Raw genomic sequence first — 25,489 nt, 5'->3', positions numbered from 1 at the left:
TTATGGAAAATAATAAAACAAAAAAGACAACAGGAAGTACTTTTCCTTTGCCTCCGAAAAAGAAAAAAAATAGAGGATGGAAGCGTTGGGTCATTATCATTTGGCTCGGGCTGATAGCTTCTGTCTTAGGAATTGTTGCGTTATTTTTTGCAGTAGCCAATGGCTACTTAGGCACCATGCCAGATGTAAAAGAACTAGACAATCCTGATATTTATGTAGCATCAGAAATTTATTCTGCAGACAATGTTCTTTTAGGAAAATTTGAAAAAGAAAAAACGAAACCAGTTACCTATCAAGACCTTCCACCTCACCTTATTTTTGCTCTCCAAGCAAAAGAAGATGAGCGATTTAAGGAGCATTCAGGAATTGATATTAAATCCGTAGCGAGGGCTATTTATTTCCGTGGAGGAAGAGGAGGTGGCTCTACCATCACTCAGCAGCTGGCAAAACTACTTTTTACTCCAGATCCTTCATCTAATAAATTTAAGAGAGTAGCTCAGAAATTGAAAGAATGGGTAGTGGCAGTAGAATTAGAAAAGAGATATACCAAAGAAGAAATTATAGAGCTCTATTTCAATAAATTTGATTTTACTTATAATGGAAATGGAATAGAGATGGCGTCTAATATCTATTTTAATAAGTCAGCAAAAGATTTGACACTTCCAGAGTCTGCCATGTTTGTCGCCATGTTAGAAGCCCCATCTAGTAATAATCCACTTAGAAATAAGGAAAAAGCTAAACGCCGTAGGGATGTGGTATTAGGACAGATGAGAGATTTAGGCTATATAGATGAATCAGTGTACCAACAAGCGGTAGATACACCTGTAAAAATAGATTATAGACCTGTAAAAACCATTAGTGAGGGCTATTCTGCTTATTATAAATATCATTTAAGAAAAGAAATTGCTCCTATCTTAGAAGAACATGAGAAGAAAACAGGGAAAAAACTGAATCTCTTTAAAGATGGGATAAAAATTTATACTACCCTAGATTCTAAAATGCAAAAATATGCTGAGGAAGCCATTAAGGAGCACCTTACCATTCTTCAGAAGAACTTTGATAATGAGCAAAGGGGTAGAAAAGACCGTCCGTTTTATGGGGTAAACCAAAAGCAGATAGATGAAATCATGATGGCAGCCATAAGGAGAACGGGAAGATACAAAAGATTAAAAGCCGAAAATGTATCCGAAGATTCTATCATGATAGACTTTAAAACGCCTACCAAAATGTCTAGGTTTACTTGGAATGGAGAAGAAGAAGTGGAAATGTCTCCTTGGGACTCTATCCGTTACCATAAGCAAATCGCACAGGCGGGGCTGATGTCCATGGTACCTGGAACGGGAGAAATTAAGGCATGGGTAGGGGGAATAGATTGGCAACACTTTCAGTATGACCATATTAAACAAGGGAAAAGACAGGTGGGTTCTACCTTCAAACCCTTCGTGTATGCTACAGCCATTATGGAGCTGGGAATGACGCCTTGCTCACAAGTTTCTAATGCTACTTATGTGAAAGGCTCATGGAGAGTAGCAGGGTCTGGTGGTATGCTTACCCTTAGAGATGGATTGGCACACTCTAAAAACCCAGTGGCGGTGAGACTGATAGAACAGGCGGGAGCTAAGAAAGTAAAAAGATTAGCAAAAGACCTTGGGGTTACTGAGGAAATGCCGGATAATCTTACTATTGCTTTAGGTTCTTCTGATATTACCATCTATGAAATGCTAGGTGCATACTCCACTTTTGCTAATTATGGAAACTATATCAAGCCTGAAATGATTTGGAGAATAGAAGATGGAAACGGAAGGGTCATCAAAGATGTAAACCCCGAGGAAAGAGAAGTGATGAATGAAAAATATGCTTATACGATGATAGAGCTCATGAGAGGGGTGGCAGATTTCGGTACGGCATCAGGAGAATTGAGAAGAAGAGGCATTGCTAGAGGAGTAGAAATTGCAGGTAAAACGGGGACTACCCAGAAAAACTCTGATGGTTGGTTCATGGGCATCGTTCCGAATCTCGCTACGGGCGTTTGGGTAGGCTGGGAAGATCGTGCTACGCACTTTAGAAGCACAGGAGAAGGACAAGGTGCCAAGATGGCATTACCCATTTGGGCAATATTTATGAAAAAAGTATGGGCAGATAAATCACTGAATATCACACCTGATGATAAATTTGTGAAACCATCTGAGTGGAACAATGGCTGTGCAGATCTTCAGGGAATGGGCGGAGGATATGGAGATGAAGGGGGCTACCAAACCATAGAAGAGCTGAAAAACCCTACTCCGAGAGAACCGAAGGAAAATAATACTCGCCGTGAGGAAAGCGTAAATGATGCTATTAATAGAAATGAAGAAATAGATTTTAACCAATAAAGATAGGAGGCGATAAGCAGGAAGCGATAAGCAATAGGCATCCTGTTCATACGCATTTTAAAAGTTGGGAGATGGTAGGTTGATAGTCATTAGCTACTCACATCTCCCTTCTTAATCCCTTACCTCCAAAACTACCATCCAACAATGAAACAACTTGTATTTTCAGATGCTCAATATTGGGCAAATTTTCGTCCATTAACGCTTACAAGACCTGTGGCCGAACTCCGATTCGGTATCCTTACCTTTGCTGAAAGATGGCAGAAACTATTGAATAGTGATACCGTCTCTTATCTTACCGAAGATTATTTACAAGATAAATTTCCTGCTCCTAAAAAAGTGGAGAGTATAGTCATCGTTGCTAATTTTTTACCCGATGAAAAAGCATTGGAACAGATAAAAAATCTGCAATTAGGGGAAGCATTGGTTTATCGAGATGAACTTTTGGTAGTGAAAATCAATATGGAAAATTTTTCACTGAGTAATATCTCTAAAATGGAGGACATCTCTGAGGGGATTACTATGATAGAAAAGCCTACCGACTTGTTTTCACTCAATCATATAGCGATAGATTTTGATTTTGATTTGCTTACCAAGGGAAGAACTTCACAGCCCTTATCTTCTACCAACGGCTTTTTGGGTGACGAAAAGGATTTGTTTATAGAAGAGGGAGCCGAAGTAGAATTTTCTACCCTTAATACCAAAACAGGGAAAATTTACATTGGAAAAGATGCTGAAGTGATGGAAGGCTGTCACCTACGAGGACCTATCGCCTTATGTGAAGCATCTAAATTTAATCTCGGTGCCAAAGTTTATGGAGCCACCACTATAGGGCCTCATTCTAAAGTGGGTGGTGAGGTGAATAATATCGTGGTTTTAGGCTATTCTAATAAGGGACATGATGGTTTCGTGGGGAATTCAGTCATCGGGGAATGGTGCAATCTGGGAGCGGATACTAATTCATCCAACCTGAAAAATAATTATGCCAGTGTCAAGCTCTATAATTATACTTCCCAAAGCATGGAAGATACCGGCTTACAGTTTGCTGGGCTTATCATGGGGGATCATGCAAAAACGGCGATTAATACCCAGCTGAACACAGGAACTGTGGTGGGGGTAGGAGCTAATATTTTCCGTTCAGGATTTCCACCCAATTTTGTGCCTGATTTCTCTTGGGGCGGACACAGGCATGATGAGAAATTTTCTCTTCCCAAAGTATATGAAGTAGCAGAAAAAGCCATGGCAAGAAGAAAAATAGAGCTTACTGCTGTGGATAAAGTCATACTGAAATATTTGCATGAGAATATGAACACTTAGGAAGTCATTCATAAACAAAAAAGCTGTCCTCAAAGACAGCTTTTTGCTTTATTATTTTTGTATCTTAGAAATTGAAAATGCTTTTTGCTTTGTTATAGGCTCTTTCAAAGTCTAAGAGGTTGAGGTGAGAAGGGAGTTTTTCTTTGGCTATAAAATTAATCATCTGTTCTGTAGGCATATTTCCTACCAATTCGTCTTTCGCATAAGGACATCCTCCTATGCCTTTTATTGCAGAATCAAAGTGAGTACATCCAGCATCATAAGCAGCCTTGATTTTGGGGTAAGCATCTTCATATCTATTATGAAAATGGGCACCAAAATGCAAGGTAGGAAACTGTGGCAGCACCATCTCAAAAACTTGTTTTATGCTTGTTTCATCTGCCATTCCTGTGGTGTCTGAGAGGAGGATTTTTTCCACTCCGATGTCTAAAAAATGCTTTGCCCATTCTATGATTTCTTCTATGTTCCACGCCTCACCGTAGGGATTACCGAATGCCATGGAGAAATAAACATTGAGTTGTTTATTGGTAGATTCAGTCTGTTTTTTTATTTCTTTGATTTGTTCAAAGGCTTCTTTTCTTGATTTTTTGGTATTTCGTTGCTGGAAAGTTTCAGAGATAGAAAAAGGAAACCCTAATATGTCCACCTTGTTATGCTCCAATGCTTGACGGGCACCTTGGATATTTGCTACAATTACCGAGAGTTGTGTTTTAGAAACTGTTTTGTCTATCCCATGGAGTACCTCGGCGGTATCTGCCATCTGAGGAATAGCTTTTGGAGAGACAAAACTGCCACAATCTAACACATTAAATCCTACTTTCATGAGTAAGTTCATGTATTCTATTTTGTCATCGGTAGGAATAATGTCTTTCCATCCCTGCATGGCATCTCGTGGGCATTCTGTTAAAAATAAAGGTAATTGTGCTTCCATGGGCAAAAAAATGTTTTGTTGTGAACAAATCTATTAATAAATTTTTAGATAGGGAAATTTACTTCTAATCTGACAAGTATGTTTTTAAAATTTTATTAATGTATTATACATTCTTTTTGTCTTTTTTTATTTTTTGTTCCTATTCGATTAAAAAAATAATTGTAGTTTTGGTAAAAATAAATTAGCTTTGTATCAAATGTATCAGTGTATGATAAAGAACTATTCATTTTTGTTGCTCGGTACGGTTGCGTTATTACTCGGGAGCTGTGCAGACCCTGTTTCTTCCGTTACTAAGGATGAAATAGAAGGTCCAAGAATGCTAAAAACGGTAACTTCTACCAATGGAAACACGCTGGAGAAATACCAAATTTCTGATTATGGCATACTTCAGAAAATAATACTTCCTAACCAATCTTTTACATTCAATTATTTAGGAAATACCCTTAAAGAGATAGAGGTAACAGGAAGTTTTGAATCTTTCCCGTCAGCAGAGAAAATTACTATTCATCCCAACTATAATACAGCAGGGCAGATAGCTAGTGTTACCAATGAGATTTTTGTAGAAGGGAATAAAAAATACAGAGAAGTAACTACTATAGAGTACAATAATTTAGGACAGCCTGTGCTTTTCTTTAAGATTAGTTTTCAGGCTTATGTTAATGGTTTTGGAGTTACTTATTATGTACCTTACAGCTATACTTATAACAATGTTACTTATCAAGGCAATAATGTAGTCAATGTAGAGCTGAAAAAAGAAAATAAAGATACCACGGGAGCCATTACAAGCGTACAGGCTACAGATTATAAATACGAAGGCTTCGATTGGAGACCGAATCCGTACAATACCATGACGAAGCACTCTCTTATTATCATGGCAAGCTATGCCCCTGAGATGACCTATAATTTGTCCCAAAATAATGCTACTAAGCGTAAAACAACTACTCAAACAGGAGGACAAAATGTGACAACATTTAGCTATAAGCATGATTCATTTGCGTATCCACTGACCAATGGACATGTTAATTTTCAATATCAACCGATACCCTAATTATTAAATCATGACAAATAATATCTTCAAATCGTTTTCTATTTTGGTAATGGTACTATATTCATTGATTTCTTGTAGAGATACTTTCAGTGAAACAGGAGATTTACTGAAAGATATCAATTACAACGCTCATACCATGGGAGACCAAAGATACCTCTATCAAGAGACTACTTCTGCCGATACCATTGCAGAATATAAATACGCGGGGAAACAATTGATTCAAATCAAGGGAATTGATAGAATGACCTATATGTCTTATTCTGGGGATCAAGTAAACCAAATCAGACATATATATAAAACTGATGCCGATAGTACCCATTTTACTCAAAACTTGATTTATAATATCGCGGGTTCGGGAAAATTGGATAAAATTACTGAGCAGAAATCTTTCTTTGTGTTTCCAACAACACCGCAAGGAAATCTTTTAGAAACTAAATACTACGCAGAGTATGATATCACTTATAATGGTGCAGGAAAAGTAGCTACTATTCTCAAAAAGGAAGCCGCCCTGCTTCCTGATCCATGTCATCCTCATGTTCAAGAGCCTGTTTTTGTATATCAAACTTATAAGAGAATAACACTTACTTATGATGCTACCAATACCAATGTAGTAGCAAGTAAAACGGAATCAGGAACGATAGATCACTGCTCTATGACGCTTTCAGCACCCGTATTTGAAAGAAACTATGAATATTTGGAATACGATGGTCTGAAAAGTCCTTACAAACTTCTTCCGTATGAGTATTTGATTTTTAGAATCTCTCAGGCTGAAGATAGCTATGAAGGGTATATCTTTTCTCCACAAACGCCAGAAATTCTTAAACGCTCAGGAACGGGAATCCCTGTGCCTCAAGAGTTGGCTACTAGCAAAAGAAAATACGATAAAGATAATTATCTTACTCTAGGCTGGTTCAGAGTTTTTGAATACAGACCATTGTAAAGTAAACTTTAATCTCAGCTTTTAATCGGGCTGAGATTTTTTACTAGTAAAAAGCAGCAGAGTAGGTGTTTTTTTCTATTTTTGTAAAAAAAGGATTGAATTAAAATAAACCGAAAGATGAATACAGCAGAGCTTAAGATAGAATTAATCAATAAAATAACGAGTGTTAAAGAAATTCGAATCATTCAAGAAATTCAAAAAATTTTAGATTTCGAATTAGATGGAAACGAATACGAAATTACCCCCAATCAAAGAAAAAGAATTCTTTACGCACAGAAGGATTCTTCAATTGCAGAAGAGGAGGCAAATAGGGAAATCGAAGAATGGCTAAGCGAAAAATAATTTGGACGAAAAAAGCTCACTTTGAAAGAAAGGAAATACTTGATTATTGGATAAAAAGGAATAAATCTAAGAATTATAGTATCAAGTTAAATAAACTTTTTATAGACACTTTAAAACAAGTATCTGAATGTCCAACCATTGGAAGAATCACCGAATTTGAAAATGTGAGAGTAAAAATTATTCGTGATTATCTTCTTTTTTATGAATATGATTCGAAACAGGTAAAAGTATTGACTATCTGGGATGGGAATAGAGCAGAAGAAACACTTGAAATGAAGTAAACACTATAGGCGGATTCATAGTTTTTGAATACAGACCGCTGTAAGAAAATCTATTATTTTTTTTAGCAATATCCACCCATTTCATTCATAGAGAAAATATGCGTTTAGCTTGATGATTAATCAAGGTAAACGCATTTTAATATGAGAGTAAAATGATGAATTGATTTTAAAAAATAAAACAGAAATGAAATACCTCATTATAGGATTAGGAAATAAAGGCGATGAATACACAGAGACACGGCATAATATTGGATTTAAAGTAGCTGAGAAAATCGCTGAAAAAATAGAAGCCAAGTTTAATAGTGCTAATTTCGGATGGACTGCGGAAGGAAAGTATAAGGGAAGAAAAGTATTGCTTCTAAAACCAGATACTTATATGAACCTTTCGGGCAAAGCCATAAAATTTTGGATGGCAAAAGAAAATATTCCTATTGAAAATATTTTGGTAATTACAGATGATTTAGCACTCCCTTTCGGAACGCTCAGAATGAAAGCAAAAGGCTCTGATGCAGGACATAATGGATTGAAATCTGTCCAAAATGAACTCCAAAGCCAAGCATATCCGAGATTGAGATTCGGAATCTCGGCAGATTTTTCTGCAGGAAAACAAGTGGACTATGTTTTAGGTGAGTGGAATGAAGAGGAAAAAGAAAAACTTAACGAAAGAATCAATCAGTTTGCAGATGCAGCTCTTTCTTTTGTCTTCGCTGGAATACAAAACACCATGAGTGCTTTTAATGGTAAATAATAGATGATGAAATTTAAACTCCAATCTGAATTTGAACCTACGGGAGATCAGCCACAGGCGATAGAACAGCTTACTGCAGGAATAGAAAAAGGTGAAAAATACCAAACACTCCTCGGGGTAACAGGCTCTGGAAAGACTTTTACCATTGCTAATGTAGTGAACCGAGTACAAAGACCTACCATTGTTTTGGCACATAATAAAACTTTGGCAGCACAGCTTTTCATGGAGTTTAAAGAGTTTTTTCCCGAAAATGCGGTGGAGTATTTTGTTTCTTATTATGACTATTATCAGCCCGAAGCCTACATCGCCTCCACGGGAACTTATATAGAAAAAGATTTGAGCATTAATGAAGAGGTAGAGAAGCTCAGGCTCTCTGCTACGGCAAGTTTACTATCAGGGAGAAGAGATGTACTGGTGGTAGCTTCGGTGTCTTGCATCTATGGTATTGGAAATCCTACGGAATTTCACAAAACCCTTATTGCCATTGACAAGGAAAATAAAATCACGCGTACGGCATTTCTGCATGCTTTGGTCAATGCTTTGTATGCCAGGGCTTTAAATGAATTTCAGAGAGGGACATTTAGAGTAAAAGGAGATGTGATAGATGTTTTCCCTGCCTATGCAGATACAGCAGTGAGAGTTCAGTTTTTCGGTGACCAAATAGAGAAGATTCAGTCTTTTGACCCTATTACAGGAAATGTTTTGGCGGATTTTGACCAAATCCAAATCTATCCTGCCAATCTTTTTGTTACTTCTAAAGATACGCTAAATAATGCCATCCGAGCGATTCAGGATGATTTGGTAAAGCAAGTAGATTTTTTTCAGTCTATAGAAAAGCCATTAGAAGCCAAAAGACTACAAGAAAGAACAGAACTGGATTTGGAAATGATAAAGGAGTTGGGCTACTGTTCGGGCATAGAAAATTATTCCCGATATATGGACGGTAGAGCTCCTGGTAGCAGACCTTTCTGTCTCTTAGATTATTTCCCGAAAGATTATCTCATGGTTATAGATGAAAGCCATGTAACGGTACCTCAGGTGCATGCCATGTATGGAGGAGATAGAAGTAGAAAAATGTCTTTGGTAGAATATGGTTTTAGACTTCCTGCCGCTATGGACAACAGACCACTTAAGTTTCAGGAGTTTGAAGAACTTCAGAATCAGGTGATTTATGTTTCGGCTACCCCAGCAGACTATGAATTGGAAAAAACGGAAGGGGCTTACATAGAGCAAATTATTCGTCCTACAGGGCTTTTAGACCCTATTATAGAGGTGAGGCCTACGCTGAATCAGATAGATGACCTTATGGAGGAAATCCAAAAAAGAGCAGAGGTAGATGAACGCGTATTGGTAACTACTTTGACCAAAAAAATGGCAGAGGAGCTGACCAAATATTTTACTAAATTCGGTATCCGATGCCGATACATCCATTCTGATGTAGAAACACTGGAAAGAATTCAGATTATGCAAGATTTGCGAGTAGGGATGTTTGATGTATTGATAGGCGTAAACCTCTTGCGTGAAGGTTTGGATTTACCTGAAGTATCATTGGTAGCCATTTTAGATGCTGATAAGGAAGGTATGCTTCGCTCCCGAAGGTCCATGATTCAGACGGTGGGAAGAGCAGCGAGAAATATTCATGGAAAAGCCATTATGTATGCAGATAAAATGACGCAGAGTATGCAGAAAACCATTGATGAAACCAACTATCGCCGTAAGAAGCAGCAGGACTATAATGACAGGCATGGTATTACCCCAAAAGCACTGAATAAAAAAATCTCTGAATCTTTGGTGGGCAGAACGAAAGATTTTCCTGATGATAAATATACACAGAAGCAGATTCTCGCTCAGGTGGCAGAAAAGAAAATGACCTATTCTTCTGAAGATAAAGAGCAACTCATTGCCCAAAAACAAAAGGAAATGGAAGCTGCTGCAAAGCATCTAGACTTTATATTAGCGGCAAAAATTCGTGATGAAATAAAAGCCCTGATGCAGTAATATGAAAACGGAGTACTACTTCTTTAGAGTATATTTTTAATTTCTAATAGTGATTGTACGGTTTTTACATTTTCTGCATGGTAGCCATCATTAAAGCAGTCTAAGAAAATGGCGGGCATTCCAAAAGCCAATGCTCCTTCTATATCGGCTATCCAGTCGTCCCCTATCATCATGGAATTTGCTATGGTAGCATCAGATTTATGGAGAGCATACTGAAATATTTCTGCTTGTGGTTTTCGTATTGAAATTTCATCGGCACTGGTAATGGTGGAAAAGAAAAACGCTATTCCAGACATTTGGCATTTTCTGTGGGTAACTTCTTGAAAACCATTAGATAAAATATGTAGTTCGTACCCTTTGTTTTTAAGGTAGGTAAGTGTTTCTATGGTACCTGTTACCAGTTCATTATGTCCGATAATTTCGTCTAAAAATTGGTTTTCAAAAGAGGTAGAGAGGTTGATATCATCAATTCCGAAGAATAAAAAAGAATCATAAAAACGGTGCTTTCTCAAGTATTCTTTGGTGATTTCTCCGTCTCGGATTTGTGCCCAAAGATTTTCATTGATGGTAAAATATTCACGGTGAAAATCTTCAAAGTCTATTCCATAAAGGGCATTGATGTTTTCTTTTTCAAAGATATCTTTCAGTGTAAGATAGGCGTTTTTTCTATGGTCCCAAAGGGTGTTATCTAAATCGAAGAAAAGATGTTGTATAGTCATGGAATGTCAAAATAGGGATTAATTTCTTTGTTCTATTTGCTGGAAATATTGTATCATCATCTGTCTTTGTTCTGCGGTGAGCCTTGCTTCTGGATGCAAAGGGAGATAGCCCGAAAGAGGCATTTTTCTGTTTTCAATTTCTTCCACAGATTTTTGCATCATTCGCTTTTTTAGTTCTTTGTTATAGGTACCCCATTCAGAGAAATTGAGGTGTTCTTGTCCTTCGTTGATATGATTTTTTACTGACCAAGATATCGGGGCGATGTATGCGTACCAAGGGTATTTTACCTCGTTAGAATGACAATCATAACACGCATTTTTTATCAGTGTTTGGATTTCTCTTGGGGTATTTTCTATAGTAACGAAATTTTTAGTGGCTTCCACGGGGGCATGGGTTCTATTTATAGGAATGAGCTGTATCCCTACGAGTACTGCGATGATGCCAAGGAAAATTTTAGTCTGTTTTTTCATCTTTGTTTTCTATTATTGAGGAGGCATCTAGAGGTGTGGTGGTATTTTCTAAATTCCAATCTTCTATTAATTCCCAAAGCGGACGAATGGTGATTTTTTTAGGAAAAATAAATACAGGCTCTGCGTATTGTTGGTTTTGTAAATCTGCGGGAGACCAAAACTCATCATGATTTTCATCTACTAAAATCCTTGCATGGTATTCTCCAGGTTTTAGGATAGGGAATTTGATATTCTTATCAGAGGTATATCTTTCGGCAATGATTTTTCCTTCCGTATTGATGAGTTGAATCCATCGGAATTGGGGCGTTTGTTCGGTGTTTTTTAATCTTAGTTCTAAACTGCCATAGTTGCTTATTTTGTCTAGGGTAAAATCCCACTGGTGGGTCTTTTCATTGGCAGTGAAAAAAGATATTATAGATGCTTTAGGAACGGTAAGGGTGTATTTTTTGTCTTCTAAAAATTCGGCAGAAATGGTGATTTTAGTGGCATCTTTAGGCATTATTTCCGCTTTGAAAGGGATGGTGGTAAGGCTATCCTGCATCAGTTTCCAGCCAGAGGTGTCCAGTTTTTCTAAGGGGAGATTACTTTTAATGATAAAATTACTTTTAGGAGGGAGGATGGCTTCACCAGAAAGACTGAGCGTAGGAGGCTGGGTATTTCTGAAAAATAAACTGGCTTTACCTTTTTTCTCCCCAGCGGTGTACTCAAAAGTTAAATTTTGTGGTGTATTTTTCTTAAAAATTTCTTGTGTAGTATCCACAAACACTTGTACCGAATCAGAGTGAGGTTTTTGGTGTACTTTGTACACTAAATCTTTGTTTTCTGGCTGTAAATTTACCTCAGAGGTATTTCCTTCAAATAGGAACAAAGCTCCCCCCGGTATTTCTTTCGCTTCTACATATTTTACTGCTTTCTTAGATGGGAAAAGAGATAGCTGTACCTTAGAACGAGATTCATTGATGTGGAGAGTGTCTCTGAGGAAAGCGATGGACTCTGTGCCACTATCAAAGATAGCGTTTTCATTTTTATCTTCAAAGCCGATGATTTTATAGGTGCCTTTGGATAGATAATTCAGCTCGAAATAGCCATCTTCATCTACTTTGGTAATGTAGATGGGCTTTTTATTATAGTCAATGGTATATTTATATGGGTAAAGCCCTACTACTTTTACTGAAGCGTTTTCGGTACCCGATTTTTTAGCCACGCCCTCTGTATGGTAGCCTTCTTTGAGGTAGCCACTGAGGTAGAGGTCTGCTATTTTTTCTCCTGTGGAGAAAGCGAAGTTATAGTAAGGTAGCACATTGCCCTCATTATTATCACGAATGGCATTCCCGAAGTTAAAGCTATAGGTAGTATTGGCTTGTAGAGTATCTTTCCACTCAATGACCAATTCTTTGGTGGGTAAATTAGAGGGAAGGATTTTAGTGATGTGCTTTATAGGAGGGGAGATGATGAGATTTTTCTGTATGTCTTTTAGGGTAATGTATTCATCAAATTTTATTCTAAGTGTACGGAAGTCTTTAGGTACTTGGGTAAAGGGAGAATCTATGTTCACCGCCAAAGGTCTTGGGGCGATGGTGTCTTGGTCTCCTCCCACAGGAGCACCTAAACGGGCACAAGAAAATAATGTAAAAATGAGTAGGAGTATCCCGAAAATATGCTTCATGAAGAGATTTTGTGCAAATGTAAGATTTTTGGAATGATTCGTTTTAATGTATAATGTAGAAAGTAAAAAGTATAAAGTATAAAGTATAAAGTAAAAAGTATAAAGACTTTTGATGTATGGCTTTCTGCCTACTCCTTACAGCATTTAAAAAAAAAGCTACTTCCAATATTGGGAGTAGCTTTGGTGGTGTTTTTAGCGTTTGTCCTCTATACCGAACTCTTTCCAAAGTTCTTTAGAGATACCCATTTTAATGTATTTTTTAAGATGAGTATAGGTGGCTCTCATCTCATTCAGATGCTTATCCAGTTCGGCAGTTTTTTCTTTCAGTAGTGCTTTTAGTTTTTCTTGTTCTACATTGGTTTGGACTGCTTGTTGGTACGAAGTGTTCAGTTGATTCTTAAGTTCTTCGGTAACTCCTACTGGCATATTTCCCTCTCTTTTATTGAGAGCTTCTACTAGTAATTGTGCTGATGTGGTTTCTTCAGCGAAAGATTTTTTTGCCATAAATTTTGTTTTTTAGTTGTGATTGGGCTAATGTAGTGATTTTTTTTCAAAAAATATGTTTACTGGTAGAGAAATTTATATTATCTAATGTTTGATTCGTGTTTTTTTCAGTCAAAGAGCTTTGGAATGGTGCATTGAATTTCCTAGATGGTGCATGGAGTTTCCTAGATGGGGCATTAAATTTCCTAGATGGGACATTAAATTTCCTAGATGGGGCATTGAATTTCCTAGATGGTGCATTAAATTTCCTAGATGGGACATGGAGTTTCCTAGATGGTGCATTAAATTTCCTAGATAGATAATTGAGTTTTTTTAATTATTCCTCCATCGTCATCACGCTATCTTTAGCAATCAGCTCCATGGCAATCTCATATTTCATTTTCTCAACGGGATAGTCCCCGAAAAGACTTGCCAATGCTAACGCAGTGTAAGGGCCTTTAGAAAATTTGTTCCCAATGGCAATGATGGTTACTTTTTCATCTAATAAATGTCCGAAGACGGCATTTGTGCCGTGCCACCATCCGGTATGGTAAGGTAAGATTTTAGCATTTTCATAAGTCTTTAGCCGGAAGCCCAGTCCGTAGTTTTTTACGCCTGGTTTTTCATTGCTGTAGGGGATGAAGAGCTGTTCCTGAAGCATAGGATTTAAGAATTTCCCAGAATACAGTGCAGTGGAAAATAGAAGCAAATCTCTGGGGGTGGTATATACATTTTTATCTCCATAGACCATGTCTAAGGCATCATACGCAAAGGGTTTTTCGTTTTTGGAATAGAAAGATTTCGCTGCGGTAAGTGTGTCTTTGGGCTGAAATATGAAGGAGTTTTTCATTTTCAGGGGCTGAAAGATAAGTGTATTCATGGCATCGGGAAACTTTTTCTTTGTCAGTTTTTCCACGATGAGTGCCAGAAGGGCATAGTTAGTATTACAATAGGCAAACCCTGTTTCTGGGGCTTTATGGATATCGGGTTTATGCAGAATCATGGCTTCTAAAATTTCACCATTCGTCCAAAATGCTTTTTGATATTTAGGATTTTTTTTAGCAATATCGGGCATGAAATGTTCGTATTTGGGGAGCCCACTTCTTTGGTTGAGAAGGTTTTTTACGGTAACGCCTTTATAACTAAATCCCTTAAAAATTTCGGAAATAGGTGTGTCTAGGGAGAGCTTGCCTTGTTCCACTAATTTGAGTACCGCCATAGCAGTCAGTGGTTTAGAAATAGAGGCGATATGAAGAGGGGTTTCTTTATCAATGAGCTGGGAATGATTTCCATCTGCAAAGCCTCTATAGTTTTCGTAGAGAATACGGTCTCCTTTGGCCACGAGAAAAGCCCCCCAAAGGTTTCCCTCTTCCCAAATTTTTTGATAGTAATGCTGGATTTTAACTACCGTTTCAGGGGAGGTGGCTTTATCAGCATCAGAAAAATGAGCTGCGTAAGGGGAAGGAGAATTGGTATGCTTTTGCGATGTTTCCTTTTTTTGGCAAGAGAAAAAAAAGAGGACTAGAATACCGAATCCGTATATTACTTTTTCTATCATAATTTCTATTTAACGCGGTAGTCCCTCGCTCTGGAGGGAAATAGGTTTACTTTTTTTCTTTATTTGCTGTGCAAAATTAATAAATGTGAACATTTTGGGTACGCTCCTTGAGCGTTAATAGGAATATTGAATCCCAAATTTGATTCCGAATTTTGAGCTGTTGGGAAGGTGGAGATAGTTTCCACGCCAATTAAAATCAATGCGGAAAATCCTCAGGTTTCCTATTCCTATATTCTCTACCCCTAAGCCATATTCGAAATAGATGTTTTTATCGGGGGCACGGTACCTATACCCTGAAAGATTCATGGCTTTGGCTTCATCAGAGAGTGTTCCGTAGGCGGCTTTCGCTATGAGTACCTCTCTTAGGTTGAGTTTTTTTATCAGAGGTAAGAGAGAGAAGAGTTTACCATTGAGATGATGTTCCCAGTGGGTAGTAATATAAGAGCTGGCGATGAACTCATAAAAATTGAGCTGGGCAAAAGCATATTTCGCAATGCCATAAGACTGGTTTCCAGGGATGCTATTCTGCAAAGGAATAGGTACGGGGTCAAAGGTTTTTCCTATTTCTACCCCTACGAAGGATTTCCCCAAAGTGCCTACTAAGAAAGGTTTGTTAAAAAGAAACTGGAGTTTATTGTATGCTACATCGCTTCCGAAGACTCCTTCAAATCCTCGGGTATATTTGAGTACGATGGTGGGGGCTAGCGTTCTGCTTTCACTTCTATCAATGCCTGTTTTAGCAAATTTAGCACCAGGTCTTGCAATGAGACTCAAGGTAAGATGGCTATCTGTAAGGTGAGTGTGTACATTGCCTTTTCGGTCATAAAACCGAATATCAAATTGCTTAGGCATAGCAGCTTTGATTTTCTGATGGTGGGCATCTAAACGAATGGTAAAGTTTTTTATGGGGTCTATAGCAGTAAAGAAATTATGCTGAGAAACCCAGCTGAGTGAGTTATTTTCTCCTCTTCCAAAAACGGAGGAAGTGGCAAAAGTACTTCTTATGATGGCATCATCTGTGGTAAGCTGTGCTCCCAGTTGCCTCAGGGAGTGTCTATGTCCATAGCCCAGCATGAATCTATTGAGCTTGTTAAACATATATTTTCCTTCAATGGCATACTTAAACCTCTCATCTCTGAAACCATAAGTGAGAAAGCCCTGCACTCTCCACATATCATTTTGTCCAAAATAAGTTCTTGAGGATAGCCTCAGCCTATGTCCTTCAATGGCATTATAGTCATAAATGGAATACAGGTACCCGATGTCTATGGCATTGCCTATATTATAATATCCCGTAGCAAGAACTTCGGTGGTTCTTACAATCGCCTTAAACTTGGGCGTCTCTTGAAGTTTATCCAGCATTTCGTAGATACCTTTTTCCTGCACAGAGAGTGAATCATGCCTATTCTGATTCCAGAAATCATCACTCTGAGTATAAAAATTCTTGTGTTGTTCTTCTTCTTTTTCGGTGAGCTGGTCCTCAGTGAGGGGAATGTTAAACTGATATTGATTGTAAGACACGGAGCGGGTAACGATGAAACTCTTACGATTATTTTTTTTATTTTTTGAAAAAGGTGAAAGCTCTATGGAAGTGGAAAGTTTTTGGGGTAAAAAGGTATTTGTATCAGGGTTGTCATACTCTATTACGGTAAAAACGCCATTGACAAAATTTACGCCCATTTTTGCGGGAGAACGGAGTGTTGCTCTAAGTACAGAATATTCATCTGTAGAGATATAAAGACTCCCCGTAAAGGCTAATGCTTCTTTGATTCGAGGTTCAAACTGAATGACAAAAGCCTTCTGGCTGCGGTAGTGAATGGTGTCCGTAATGGCAAAATGATAGGTGGCAAAAGCATTTTCTCCTACGGGCGACTGAAATCCGATGTCAAAATAATTAATGACATTGTCATATAGATTAATTTCCCTATACAAGTTCTGCCCAGCTCTTCGGACCAGTTCATTTTCTTCAAACCCCGAGCTTTTTTGGGCAATCATCAGTTTTTTCTTTCTTTTTGTAGGCGAATTTTGTACGAAATGATTGTAAATAGATTCATTCAAATAGACAGGAAGTGAAGGTTTTCCGTGAGTTGCAGAATCGGTATAATTAAAAATAAAATCTAAACCTTGAAATATTTTACTGTTTATAAACGCACTATCAATATTGGCTACATCGTACTGAATTTTCTCGTACTCTTGAAGAGAGTAGGTGTCAAATTTTTCTAAGGCGTTGTTTTTTTTTCTGCTCCAGACCTCTTTCATGATGGCGTAGGCAGGATTATCCTTTTTATTTTTGTACTTTTTTTGTACCTTTTTGATGACTATTCCGTCTATTTGCTTTTCTGTTTCCTGCTGAGATAACAAATACGAAAAACAAAATAGTAGTATAAAAGATAAACATGATTTCATACCCCAAAAATATTAAATGAAGACTATACTGGCATTGCTGAGTTTTTTTGATGTAATCATTCTCAGAAATAATACCCCATAACACTACAAATCTAATTATTATTTTCCGTAAAAAATGAGTTGCGGTGTAGAATTGTACGGAAAGATTCTTTTGGAGAATGGTGTCCTGTCTCTTGTTTCCTTTTTAATATAAAGAATGAGTTGTTCAAACTTTGATGAAATAATAGCGATTTTACTTTTGTCTAAAAAAAGAAACTTTTGATAAAACCACTTTTGTATAACTTTGCCTTTGTGGTAATAAAAATTTAAACGAGCTTATAATTGTTTTATCGCCTGTAATATGGACTATGAAGGGGCTTTCCAGAATTTAATAAAGAAAAAAATGAAAATTGATGTAAAATTATTTTATTGATTATAAATGTGTTGGGTGTAAATGTTCGTTTTTTTTGAAAAAAAAGTAAAAGAAAATTTGGAGGTAACGGAAATTGTCATATCTTTGCAACCACAATTGAGACAGGAACAATGGCAAATCATAAATCAGCACTTAAGAGAATTAGACAAAACGAAGCGAGAAGACTTCGTAATAGATATTATCACAAAACTGCAAGAACTGCAATGAAGGTTTTGAGAAATGAAGAAGATAAGTCTGTAGCAGAAGCTCAACTTCCTAAAGTGATATCTTTGTTGGATAAATTAGCAAAGAAAAATATTATTCACAAGAATAAAGCTGCAAATTTGAAGAGCAAATTAACAAAGCATGTAAATAAGCTGGGTTAATATCATAAATTAATGGCCCGTTCGTCTATCGGTTAGGACTCAAGATTTTCATTCTTGCAAGAGGGGTTCGATTCCCCTACGGGCTACCAACCTTCGGATTTTTCCGAAGGTTTTTTTTATTTTTGTAGCATTATATATCATAGGACATGAAAATAGCAATTGTTAATGGACCAAATCTTAACCTTCTTGGGACACGCGAACCGCAAATCTATGGTACAGAAACAATGGAAGGTGTATTGGAAACCATAAAATCTACTTTTCCTGAAGTAATATTTGAGTACTTTCAATCTAACCATGAAGGTGCGATTATTGATTTTTTGCAGCAAAGTGATTTTGATGCGTTAGTGATTAACCCTGCTGCTTATACGCATTATTCTTATGCTATTGCAGATGGGCTAAAAAATATTCAAAAAAAGAAAATAGAGGTACACATCAGTAATATTTACCAACGAGAACCTTTTAGGCAAAAATCGGTTACGGCACCTTATGTAGATGGTGTTATCACTGGGTTGGGGACAAAGGGATACCTCCTCGCTGTTTCAGCGATAGTAAATGAAGCGTATTGAAATTAAAAAAAATATCGCTTTCTGTAGCTTTCCATAAATGTTTTCTGAGAATTGAAAGCCATTTTTTCTATGGGAAGGCTTTCTAAATCCATCCAGATACCGCATCTGATTTCTGTGCAGTCTATTTTTGGGATGAACTTTTCCTCCAAAATTAATTCATAAAACATATCCATGGTACGGTAAGTTACTCCTTTGTACGGATAGATATTAGGTTGAGAGCCTAAGTATCGGAGTTTTTCTATCGGAAAGATAATACCTAGTTCTTCATGGAGTTCACGCACACAGGTTTCTTCCGATGTTTCTTCGGGGTCTGAAAAGCCTCCAGGTAAATCCAAAGCACCTGAATTGGGAGCAATGGCTCTTTGGGTGAGGAATATTTCATTCCCTACACGAAGAATAACCGCTACTGCTGCTGCAATGTTATGGAATAATACAAAATCACAATCTGAACACTGCCATTTTCTATGATTTATAAAGGTGAGGCTTTCTTTACCACAAACGGGACAGAATAGTAAGTTTTTCATATGTTTTGATTTCTAGGGTGATGATGGAGTACAGTTTCTCTAAGTTCTTCGGTTTCCAAATGGGTATATATTTCTGTAGTGGTAATGCTAGAGTGTCCCAGCATTTCCTGAATGAAACGCAAATCGGCACCGTTCTGGAGCAAATGCGTAGCGTAGCTATGCCTGAAAGTGTGAGGAGAAATATTTTTCTTAAGATGGGCTTTTACGGCAAGTGCTTTAATCATGGTAAATACCGAAACTCTTGAAAGAGCTTTTCCACGAGTGTTGAGGAATAAAGTATCTGTAAAATCAGGGTGAATATCTATCTCTGGCCGATAATACTTTATATAATTTTCAATAATTTCCTGAGTGTAATCAGTAAGTGGTACCCAGCGTACTTTATCGCCTTTTCCTATTACTTCTACGAAATTTTCTTTAAAATTAATTGACGAAATTTTTAGTTCAATAGCTTCAGAAACTCTTAATCCGCAGCCGTATAAAACCTCCAAAATACAATAATCTCTTTCTCCTATGAAACTTCCTCTTTCTATCTGTAATAAAAGTGAGTCTATTTCGGTAGTACTGAGCGTATCTGGTAAATAGAACCCCAATTTAGGAGCCTGAAGTAATAATGCAGGAGAGGTAGGAATGAGGTTTTCTTCTACTAAAAAATGAAAAAAAGATTTAATGCCTGAAATCCATCTTGCTTGTGCTCTCGGACTGGTTTTTTCTTTGAATTGTTGATAGAGAAACTCTTGTAAATCCGTGAGGGTAATAGATTCTGGGGATAAAACTTCCAGCTGATTTTCGGCGAAAGATTGGAGCTTTTTTACATCTCTAAGGTAAGCCAAAATGGAGTTGTGAGCCATCATTTTTTCTAATTGTAAATGGCTCTCATACATAGCGATTCTCTGATTCCAAACGCTTTCCATTTCTTTTTTAAATTTCTCTTAGTAAAGATAGGAAAAGAATTTCAAATCTCAAACCCCAAATTTGAAATATCATTAATAGTTTGTATCTAGTTCTTCTTCTGCTATTTGGAGTATTTCTACGCCATTTTCCTTAAGGAAATCTAACCCTGAAGCATCAGAATATCTATGAATATAGACTACTTTGGAGATGCCGGCTTGCAGTATGAGTTTACTACATTCTTTACAGGGTGAAAGTGTGAGGTAGAGTGTGGCACCTTCTGCACTTTGAGTGGATTTTGCTAGTTTTAGGATGGCGTTTGCTTCTGCATGAAGCACATACCATAAGGTGTTTCCTTCATCGTCTTCGCATTGATTTTTAGCTCCTGAGGGAGTTCCATTAAATCCATCAGAAATAATCATACGGTCTTTTACTACTAAGGCACCCACTTTTTTTCTTTCGCAATAAGATAATTTTGCCCACTCACGAGCCATGCGTAAATAGGCAAAATCAAATTTTGTAGTTTCCAATGTATTAAAAATTTGGTTTTCTTTTCTCTAAAAATGCGGTAACTCCTTCTTTTTTATCGTCCATTTCAAAGAGTTCACCGAAAGACTGAATTTCCTTTTCGAAGCCCCTTTCCGTTGCCGATAAATTGACTGCTTCTATGGCTTTTTCTATGGCCATAGGTGAGTTTTTAGCAATGCTGTGTGCGAGTTCTTCTGCTTTTATTAATAACTCCGATGGTGGAAATACTTCATTTACCAAGCCTATTTCTTTTGCTTTGTCGGCAGAAATCATTTTAGCTGAAAAAATCATTTCATTTGCTAATCCTTTTCCTACCAATTGTGGTAATCTCTGTGTGCCTCCGTAGCCAGGAATGAGCCCTAGGGTCACTTCTGGAAGTCCTAATTTAGCATTATCAGAGGCATAACGAATATGGCAAGCCATTGCCAGCTCTAACCCACCTCCCAGTGCAAAGCCATTTACTGCTGCAATGACAGGTTTTTTAAGGTTTTCTATTTTGTTAAAGAGTGTGTTTTGTCCTTTTTCTGCTAATGCTTTTGCTTCGTCAAAACCATAATCAGCAAATTCCTTGATGTCTGCACCTGCTACGAAAGATTTTTCGCCACTTCCTGTAAGGATGATGACTCTGCACTCGGTATCGTTTTCTAATTGAGAAAGTGCTTCGCTCAGTTCTGCAATGGTTTTTCCGTTCAATGCATTGAGTGCTTCTGGACGATGGATGGTAAGCTGTGCTATATATCCATTTTTTTGGATGATGATATTTTCAAAATTCATAATTTTCTGAATTAATATTATTCTGTTTAGCACAAAGATAAAGAATTTGGTTTTGTAAAGAGGATTTATAAATAAAAAAAGTCCCTATTCCTTTGTGAGGGATAGGGAGATTTAGATTACAATGAAATTTGTACGCTTTGTTAATTTTTTTTGGAAAAAGTATGAACTTTCTATGCGTGTTTATTAATATGATTCAGCATATTAAAATCAATTTCTAAGTTCATCTCTTTCACTATTCTCATTCCTAAATCCAGATGAGCTCTAAAGAAATGACACAGCTGTCTGTTAATAATTTCATTTTTCTTTTCACCTTGGATTTGTTTCATGCTTGCTGCAATGTTTTTAATCAGATGGGTTCTATCTTCATCATTCATTGCTTTAGAATATAGAAGTCCTGGCTGTGTATAGTGGTCGGCATCATTTTCATTTCGGTTAAAATAAGCTACCATATTACTATCTAATTCATAATCATAGGATTTATGCTTGGGTGAAGGATGTACATCACCAAAGCTATTGGGGTAGTAATTAGGAGCATTTCCATACTCTCCTTGTGCCATGGCACCATCTCTCTGGAAATTATTTACAGCGAAAGGGCATCGGTTCACTTCTAAAAGATGAGCATTTGCTCCTACTCTGTATCGGTGGGCATCAGGATAGGAGAGTAGTCTTCCCTGAAGCATTTTATCGGGGGAAAAGCTGATGCCGCTGATGAGGTTACTTGGAGAGAAAGTAGCTTGTTCTACATGGGCGAAATAATTATTCGGAATTTCATTGAGTTCAAGCTCTCCCACTTCTATTAGGGGATATTCTTCATGAAACCAAACTTTGGTGACATCAAAAGGATTCCATCGGAAATTATTGGCTTGTTCTTCGGTCATTACTTGGATGTAGAGTTTCCACTTTGGAAAATTTCCTTCGGCAATGGCATTACAGAGGTCTTCTTGTGCGAAGTCTGGATTTTCTCCGGCCATTTTCACCGCTTGTTCATCGGTAAAATTCTTAATGCCCTGTTGGGTTTTGAGATGAAATTTCACCCAAACTCTTTCATTTTTCGCATTAATCATACTGAAAGTGTGTGAGCCAAATCCGTGAATATGTCTGTAGCCATAGGGCGTACCTCTGTCTGACATGAGAATCAATACTTGGTGGAGAGATTCAGGGTTGAGGCTAAAGAAATCCCACATCATGGTAGCACTTTTCAGGTGGGTATCGGGGGTTCTTTTTTGGGTGTGAATAAAATCTGGAAACTTTTTAGCGTCTTTAATGAAGAAAACAGGTGTATTGTTTCCTACTAAATCCCAATTTCCTTCTTCGGTATAAAATTTTACAGCGAAACCTCTTGGGTCTCTAGCAGTATCTGCACTTCCTTTTTCGCCACCTACGGTAGAAAATCGTACAAAAACCTTACATTCATTACCTACTTTAGAGAATAGCTTTGCTTTGGTGTATTGGTGGATATCATGTGTTACGGTAAATTTTCCATAGGCACCTGTTCCTTTGGCATGTACCACTCTTTCAGGGATTCTTTCCCTTACGAAGTGTGCTAAGTTTTCGTGTAGATAAAAATCTTGTAATAGTACGGGACCTCTGGCTCCTACGGTTTGGGAGTTTTCGTGTTCGAAATAAGGACTTCCAGATGCGGTGGTTAATTTTTTCATGTTTTTTGTTTAAAAAATTTCCGAAGAAAATAGATGAGTAATAGCACAAAGATAAATAATTTGAGAAATGAAAAGCCCATTTATTTGCTAAAAAACATCGTTTTATTAATAAAGATAGAGTATTTTTGTCATCATAAATTATTGGCAAAATGAATATTCAGCAGCTGGAATACCTTATAGCGGTAGATAAACATAAGCATTTCGGAAAGGCGGCTCAGGCTTGTTTCGTTACACAGCCCACACTCAGTGCGATGATTCAAAAACTGGAAGATGAACTGGATGTAAAGATATTTGATAGAAGTAGTCATCCTATTCGTACTACGGATATGGGGATGCCTGTTATTGCTCAGGCTCAAAAGATTCTAGATGAAATTAATGCACTGAAAGATATTTCTAATTCCCTGAGGAATGTGGTAGCAGGAAAGCTTACAATAGGGGTGATTCCTACCGTATCCACTTACCTTTTGCCTACGGTAATTTTAGATTTTGTGAGAGAGAAGGCTGCCATTCAGCTGGTGGTGAGAGAGATGGCTACGGAAGGAGTGCTGAAAGCACTTAGAGCGGGAGAGATAGACATGGGCGTAATTGCTACGCCACATTCTGGTGGAGAGGAGTTTTATCAAGAGGTGCTTTTTAATGAGGAGCTGATGGTGTATAGCTCAGAAGAGCTGAAGTGTACTCAGGGGGCTTTTGTGGTTCCGGAGCAGATAGATACAGATAAAGTTTGGCTTTTGGAAGAGGGAAATTGTCTTTCTACTCAGTTTGAAAGAATTTGTCATTTAAAGGAAAATGCACTTGCACCGAAAAATTTAAACTATCGTGCTTCTAATATTAGTAGTCTTATCCAGATTGTAGATAGGCTAGGAGGGATTTCTATTTTGCCAGAGCTGGCCTCTAAGACCATGGATGAGAACAAGCTATCTAGAGTGTATAGATTTAAAAAACCTTTTCCTTACAGGGAGATTTCTATGCTGTACTACAAACCTACTTATAAACAAAAACTCATAGACGAACTGAAAAAATTCATCCAGCATTTTCTTCATCCTAGCTTAAATTATTATCAGTCTGAAGAGGATTATATTAATATTAAACCAGAATAGACGCTTATAACGCATTGTATGAAAGACGGAAAAAAACATGTCATCATCATAGGTGGAGGAGCTGCGGGGTGTTTTTGTGCAGCAAATTTAGATGCCCATAAGTATCAGATTACCATTTTGGAACAAAATAAAGACCTCCTACAGAAGGTAAAAATTTCGGGAGGTGGAAGGTGTAATGTAACCCATGCTTGTTTTGACCCTAGGGAGCTGTCTTTATTCTATCCCCGAGGGAGTAAGGAACTGAGGAGTGTTTTTTCTAAATTTCAGCCAGGAGATATGATGCAGTGGCTGGAAGAGCGAGGCGTAGCCGTAAAAATAGAAAATGATAATAGGATTTTCCCAGAGAGCAATTCCTCCCAAACCATTATAGACTGCTTTTTGCGTGAAATGCAAAAGAATGGTGTGCAGGTTCATACTCAGTCTGTGGTTCACCAAATTATTCCCACGGATGTAGGGTACACGGTGCATACAAAAGATAAGGTTTTTCATGCGGATATTATTCTTTTCAGTACGGGCAGTAGCCCCAAATCATTACAATTACTGGAAAACCTTGGGCATCATATCATCTCCCCAGTACCCTCTCTTTTTACTTTTACCATACAAGATGCGTTGCTTAATGAACTGAGTGGTACCAGTTTTCCTAATGCTACCGTGAAAATAAAGACCCTGAAAAGTGAAGAAACAGGAGCGTTGCTCATTACCCATTGGGGGCTTTCGGGGCCTGTGATTTTAAGGCTTTCTGCATGGCAAGCTCGGGAGCTGGCGAAAGTGAATTATCAGTTTACCATTGAAGTTAATTTTATTTCAGAGCATATAGAAAAGTGTATAGAAACTATGGAAGACTATAAATCTATGCACCCGAATAAGACATTGTCTCAGAGTAAAATTTTTGACATCACCAATAGATTTTGGTCAAAGATACTCACCGAAAGTCAGATAGAACCTTATAAAACTTGGATGCAAGTTTCTAAAAAAGGCATCAGAAAAATAGCAGAAAACCTTTGCCAAAAGGAATTTCAGGTTCAAGGTAAATCTACTTTTAAAGATGAATTTGTCACCGCCGGTGGAGTAGAGCTTAAAGAAATAGATTTTAAAACCATGGCATCTAAACTTCTCCCCAATTTCTATATAGCGGGTGAAGTTTTGGACATAGATGCCATTACGGGAGGGTTTAATTTTCAGGCATGCTGGAGTGAGGCTTGGATTATAGCTACTCACTTGAACGAAATGAACGGATGACGATAAAAGAGAAACTGAAAAACCCATCTAGGAATTTGAATAATCCATATAGAAAATTGAAAGACCTATCTAGGAATTTGAATAATCCATATAGAAAATTGAAAAACCTATCTAGGAATTTGAATAATCCATATAGAAAACTGAAAAACCTATCTGGG

The 25,489-nt window shown here is 37.4% G+C and carries 25 protein-coding genes and 1 tRNA gene; 14 read left to right on the top strand and 12 right to left on the bottom strand.

Translation table 11 applies throughout. From position 1 onward, the window contains the following. Positions 1 to 2: 2 nt before the first annotated feature. Together HMPREF9699_RS01040 and HMPREF9699_RS01035 are read left to right on the top strand one after the other, a co-directional pair. Complete coding sequence (locus HMPREF9699_RS01040) at positions 3 to 2,372, top strand: penicillin-binding protein 1A (protein WP_002661644.1); 2,370 nt, start codon at positions 3 to 5, stop codon at positions 2,370 to 2,372. 144 nt (positions 2,373 to 2,516) lie between these two features. Then, entirely contained in the window at positions 2,517 to 3,686 is a 1,170-nt protein-coding gene (locus HMPREF9699_RS01035) for a GlmU family protein (protein WP_002661642.1), read from the top strand. 64 nt (positions 3,687 to 3,750) lie between these two features. Here the strand turns inward: HMPREF9699_RS01035 and HMPREF9699_RS01030 are convergent, their stop codons facing one another. After that, positions 3,751 to 4,617, bottom strand: coding sequence for a hydroxymethylglutaryl-CoA lyase (locus HMPREF9699_RS01030; RefSeq protein WP_002661640.1), 867 nt, complete (start codon positions 4,615 to 4,617; stop codon positions 3,751 to 3,753). Positions 4,618 to 4,825: 208 nt separating this feature from the next. Here HMPREF9699_RS01030 and HMPREF9699_RS01025 point away from each other — a divergent pair, with 208 nt between their 5' ends. The 6 genes from HMPREF9699_RS01025 to uvrB all read left to right on the top strand — a co-directional run bounded on the left by HMPREF9699_RS01025 (position 4,826) and on the right by uvrB (position 9,974). After that, entirely contained in the window at positions 4,826 to 5,665 is an 840-nt protein-coding gene (locus HMPREF9699_RS01025; RefSeq protein ID WP_115599261.1) for a hypothetical protein, read from the top strand. Positions 5,666 to 5,675: 10 nt separating this feature from the next. Continuing rightward, a complete protein-coding gene (locus HMPREF9699_RS01020) occupies positions 5,676 to 6,605 on the top strand; it encodes a hypothetical protein (protein ID WP_002661636.1) in 930 nt (309 codons plus the stop codon). A 117-nt stretch (positions 6,606 to 6,722) separates the two neighbouring features. Beyond that, positions 6,723 to 6,947 carry a hypothetical protein gene (locus HMPREF9699_RS01015; protein WP_002661635.1) on the top strand — a complete coding sequence of 75 codons (225 nt, stop codon included), beginning with the start codon at positions 6,723 to 6,725 and terminating at the stop codon, positions 6,945 to 6,947. Then, positions 6,929 to 7,228, top strand: coding sequence for a type II toxin-antitoxin system RelE/ParE family toxin (locus tag HMPREF9699_RS01010; RefSeq protein ID WP_002661633.1), 300 nt, complete (start codon positions 6,929 to 6,931; stop codon positions 7,226 to 7,228). The genes HMPREF9699_RS01015 and HMPREF9699_RS01010 overlap by 19 nt, the downstream gene beginning before the upstream one ends. A gap of 184 nt (positions 7,229 to 7,412) precedes the next feature. Then, on the top strand, positions 7,413 to 7,976 hold the full coding sequence (pth, locus tag HMPREF9699_RS01005; protein ID WP_002661632.1) for an aminoacyl-tRNA hydrolase: 564 nt from the start codon (positions 7,413 to 7,415) through the stop codon (positions 7,974 to 7,976). 6 nt (positions 7,977 to 7,982) lie between these two features. After that, positions 7,983 to 9,974: an excinuclease ABC subunit UvrB gene (gene uvrB, locus HMPREF9699_RS01000; protein ID WP_002661630.1), complete on the top strand. Its 1,992-nt coding sequence runs from the start codon at positions 7,983 to 7,985 to the stop codon at positions 9,972 to 9,974. 23 nt (positions 9,975 to 9,997) lie between these two features. Here the strand turns inward: uvrB and HMPREF9699_RS00995 are convergent, their stop codons facing one another. The 4 genes from HMPREF9699_RS00995 to HMPREF9699_RS00980 all read right to left on the bottom strand — a co-directional run bounded on the left by HMPREF9699_RS00995 (position 9,998) and on the right by HMPREF9699_RS00980 (position 13,334). Continuing rightward, positions 9,998 to 10,693, bottom strand: a complete 696-nt coding sequence (locus HMPREF9699_RS00995) for an HAD family hydrolase (RefSeq protein WP_002661629.1) — start codon at positions 10,691 to 10,693, stop codon at positions 9,998 to 10,000. Positions 10,694 to 10,711: 18 nt separating this feature from the next. Next, positions 10,712 to 11,164, bottom strand: a complete 453-nt coding sequence (locus HMPREF9699_RS00990) for a heme-binding domain-containing protein (protein WP_002661627.1) — start codon at positions 11,162 to 11,164, stop codon at positions 10,712 to 10,714. Next, positions 11,148 to 12,830 carry an Ig-like domain-containing domain gene (locus tag HMPREF9699_RS00985; protein WP_002661626.1) on the bottom strand — a complete coding sequence of 561 codons (1,683 nt, stop codon included), beginning with the start codon at positions 12,828 to 12,830 and terminating at the stop codon, positions 11,148 to 11,150. Before HMPREF9699_RS00985 ends, HMPREF9699_RS00990 begins: the two co-directional genes overlap by 17 nt. A 192-nt stretch (positions 12,831 to 13,022) precedes the next feature. Continuing rightward, positions 13,023 to 13,334, bottom strand: a complete 312-nt coding sequence (locus HMPREF9699_RS00980) for a hypothetical protein (protein WP_002661624.1) — start codon at positions 13,332 to 13,334, stop codon at positions 13,023 to 13,025. 98 nt (positions 13,335 to 13,432) lie between these two features. Here HMPREF9699_RS00980 and HMPREF9699_RS00975 point away from each other — a divergent pair, with 98 nt between their 5' ends. Continuing rightward, a complete protein-coding gene (locus HMPREF9699_RS00975; RefSeq protein WP_034985376.1) occupies positions 13,433 to 13,636 on the top strand; it encodes a hypothetical protein in 204 nt (67 codons plus the stop codon). Positions 13,637 to 13,650: 14 nt separating this feature from the next. On the opposite strand, the gene HMPREF9699_RS00970 is transcribed toward HMPREF9699_RS00975, so the two are convergent. Both HMPREF9699_RS00970 and HMPREF9699_RS00965 read right to left on the bottom strand, forming a co-directional pair. Next, entirely contained in the window at positions 13,651 to 14,871 is a 1,221-nt protein-coding gene (locus HMPREF9699_RS00970; protein WP_002661623.1) for a serine hydrolase domain-containing protein, read from the bottom strand. A gap of 114 nt (positions 14,872 to 14,985) precedes the next feature. Then, positions 14,986 to 17,277, bottom strand: coding sequence for a DUF5686 family protein (locus HMPREF9699_RS00965; protein WP_002661621.1), 2,292 nt, complete (start codon positions 17,275 to 17,277; stop codon positions 14,986 to 14,988). Between the two features lie 522 nt (positions 17,278 to 17,799). On the opposite strand from HMPREF9699_RS00965, the gene rpsT reads away from it, so the two are divergent. The 3 genes from rpsT (at position 17,800) to HMPREF9699_RS00950 (ending at position 18,620) form a co-directional block, all read left to right on the top strand. Beyond that, positions 17,800 to 18,054: a 30S ribosomal protein S20 gene (gene rpsT, locus HMPREF9699_RS00960; RefSeq protein WP_002686847.1), complete on the top strand. Its 255-nt coding sequence runs from the start codon at positions 17,800 to 17,802 to the stop codon at positions 18,052 to 18,054. A gap of 14 nt (positions 18,055 to 18,068) precedes the next feature. Further along, a tRNA-Glu gene (locus HMPREF9699_RS00955) sits at positions 18,069 to 18,143 on the top strand. A gap of 57 nt (positions 18,144 to 18,200) precedes the next feature. Beyond that, positions 18,201 to 18,620, top strand: coding sequence for a type II 3-dehydroquinate dehydratase (locus tag HMPREF9699_RS00950; RefSeq protein ID WP_002661616.1), 420 nt, complete (start codon positions 18,201 to 18,203; stop codon positions 18,618 to 18,620). A 2-nt stretch (positions 18,621 to 18,622) separates the two neighbouring features. Here the strand turns inward: HMPREF9699_RS00950 and HMPREF9699_RS00945 are convergent, their stop codons facing one another. The 5 genes from HMPREF9699_RS00945 to HMPREF9699_RS00925 form a co-directional block, all read right to left on the bottom strand. Further along, complete coding sequence (locus HMPREF9699_RS00945) at positions 18,623 to 19,144, bottom strand: NUDIX domain-containing protein (RefSeq protein ID WP_002661615.1); 522 nt, start codon at positions 19,142 to 19,144, stop codon at positions 18,623 to 18,625. Beyond that, positions 19,141 to 20,055, bottom strand: a complete 915-nt coding sequence (locus HMPREF9699_RS00940) for a tyrosine recombinase (RefSeq protein ID WP_002661613.1) — start codon at positions 20,053 to 20,055, stop codon at positions 19,141 to 19,143. Before HMPREF9699_RS00940 ends, HMPREF9699_RS00945 begins: the two co-directional genes overlap by 4 nt. Positions 20,056 to 20,127: 72 nt before the next feature. Then, the gene (locus HMPREF9699_RS00935) at positions 20,128 to 20,562 is read right to left on the bottom strand and encodes a deoxycytidylate deaminase (protein ID WP_002686856.1); all 435 of its coding nucleotides are present in this window, start codon (positions 20,560 to 20,562) and stop codon (positions 20,128 to 20,130) included. Positions 20,563 to 20,566: 4 nt separating this feature from the next. After that, a complete protein-coding gene (locus HMPREF9699_RS00930) occupies positions 20,567 to 21,334 on the bottom strand; it encodes an enoyl-CoA hydratase/isomerase family protein (RefSeq protein WP_002661609.1) in 768 nt (255 codons plus the stop codon). A gap of 170 nt (positions 21,335 to 21,504) precedes the next feature. After that, positions 21,505 to 22,992: a catalase gene (locus HMPREF9699_RS00925; RefSeq protein WP_002661608.1), complete on the bottom strand. Its 1,488-nt coding sequence runs from the start codon at positions 22,990 to 22,992 to the stop codon at positions 21,505 to 21,507. Positions 22,993 to 23,141: 149 nt separating this feature from the next. Between HMPREF9699_RS00925 and HMPREF9699_RS00920 the strand changes: the two genes are divergently transcribed. Then, positions 23,142 to 24,092, top strand: a complete 951-nt coding sequence (locus tag HMPREF9699_RS00920; protein WP_002661606.1) for a hydrogen peroxide-inducible genes activator — start codon at positions 23,142 to 23,144, stop codon at positions 24,090 to 24,092. An 18-nt stretch (positions 24,093 to 24,110) separates the two neighbouring features. Continuing rightward, entirely contained in the window at positions 24,111 to 25,331 is a 1,221-nt protein-coding gene (locus tag HMPREF9699_RS00915; RefSeq protein ID WP_002661605.1) for a BaiN/RdsA family NAD(P)/FAD-dependent oxidoreductase, read from the top strand. Positions 25,332 to 25,489: the final 158 nt, after the last annotated feature.

It is taken from the genome of Bergeyella zoohelcum ATCC 43767, assembly GCF_000301075.1.
GTDB lineage: Bacteria > Bacteroidota > Bacteroidia > Flavobacteriales > Weeksellaceae > Bergeyella > Bergeyella zoohelcum.
This window is presented reverse-complemented; position numbering and strand designations above follow the sequence as displayed.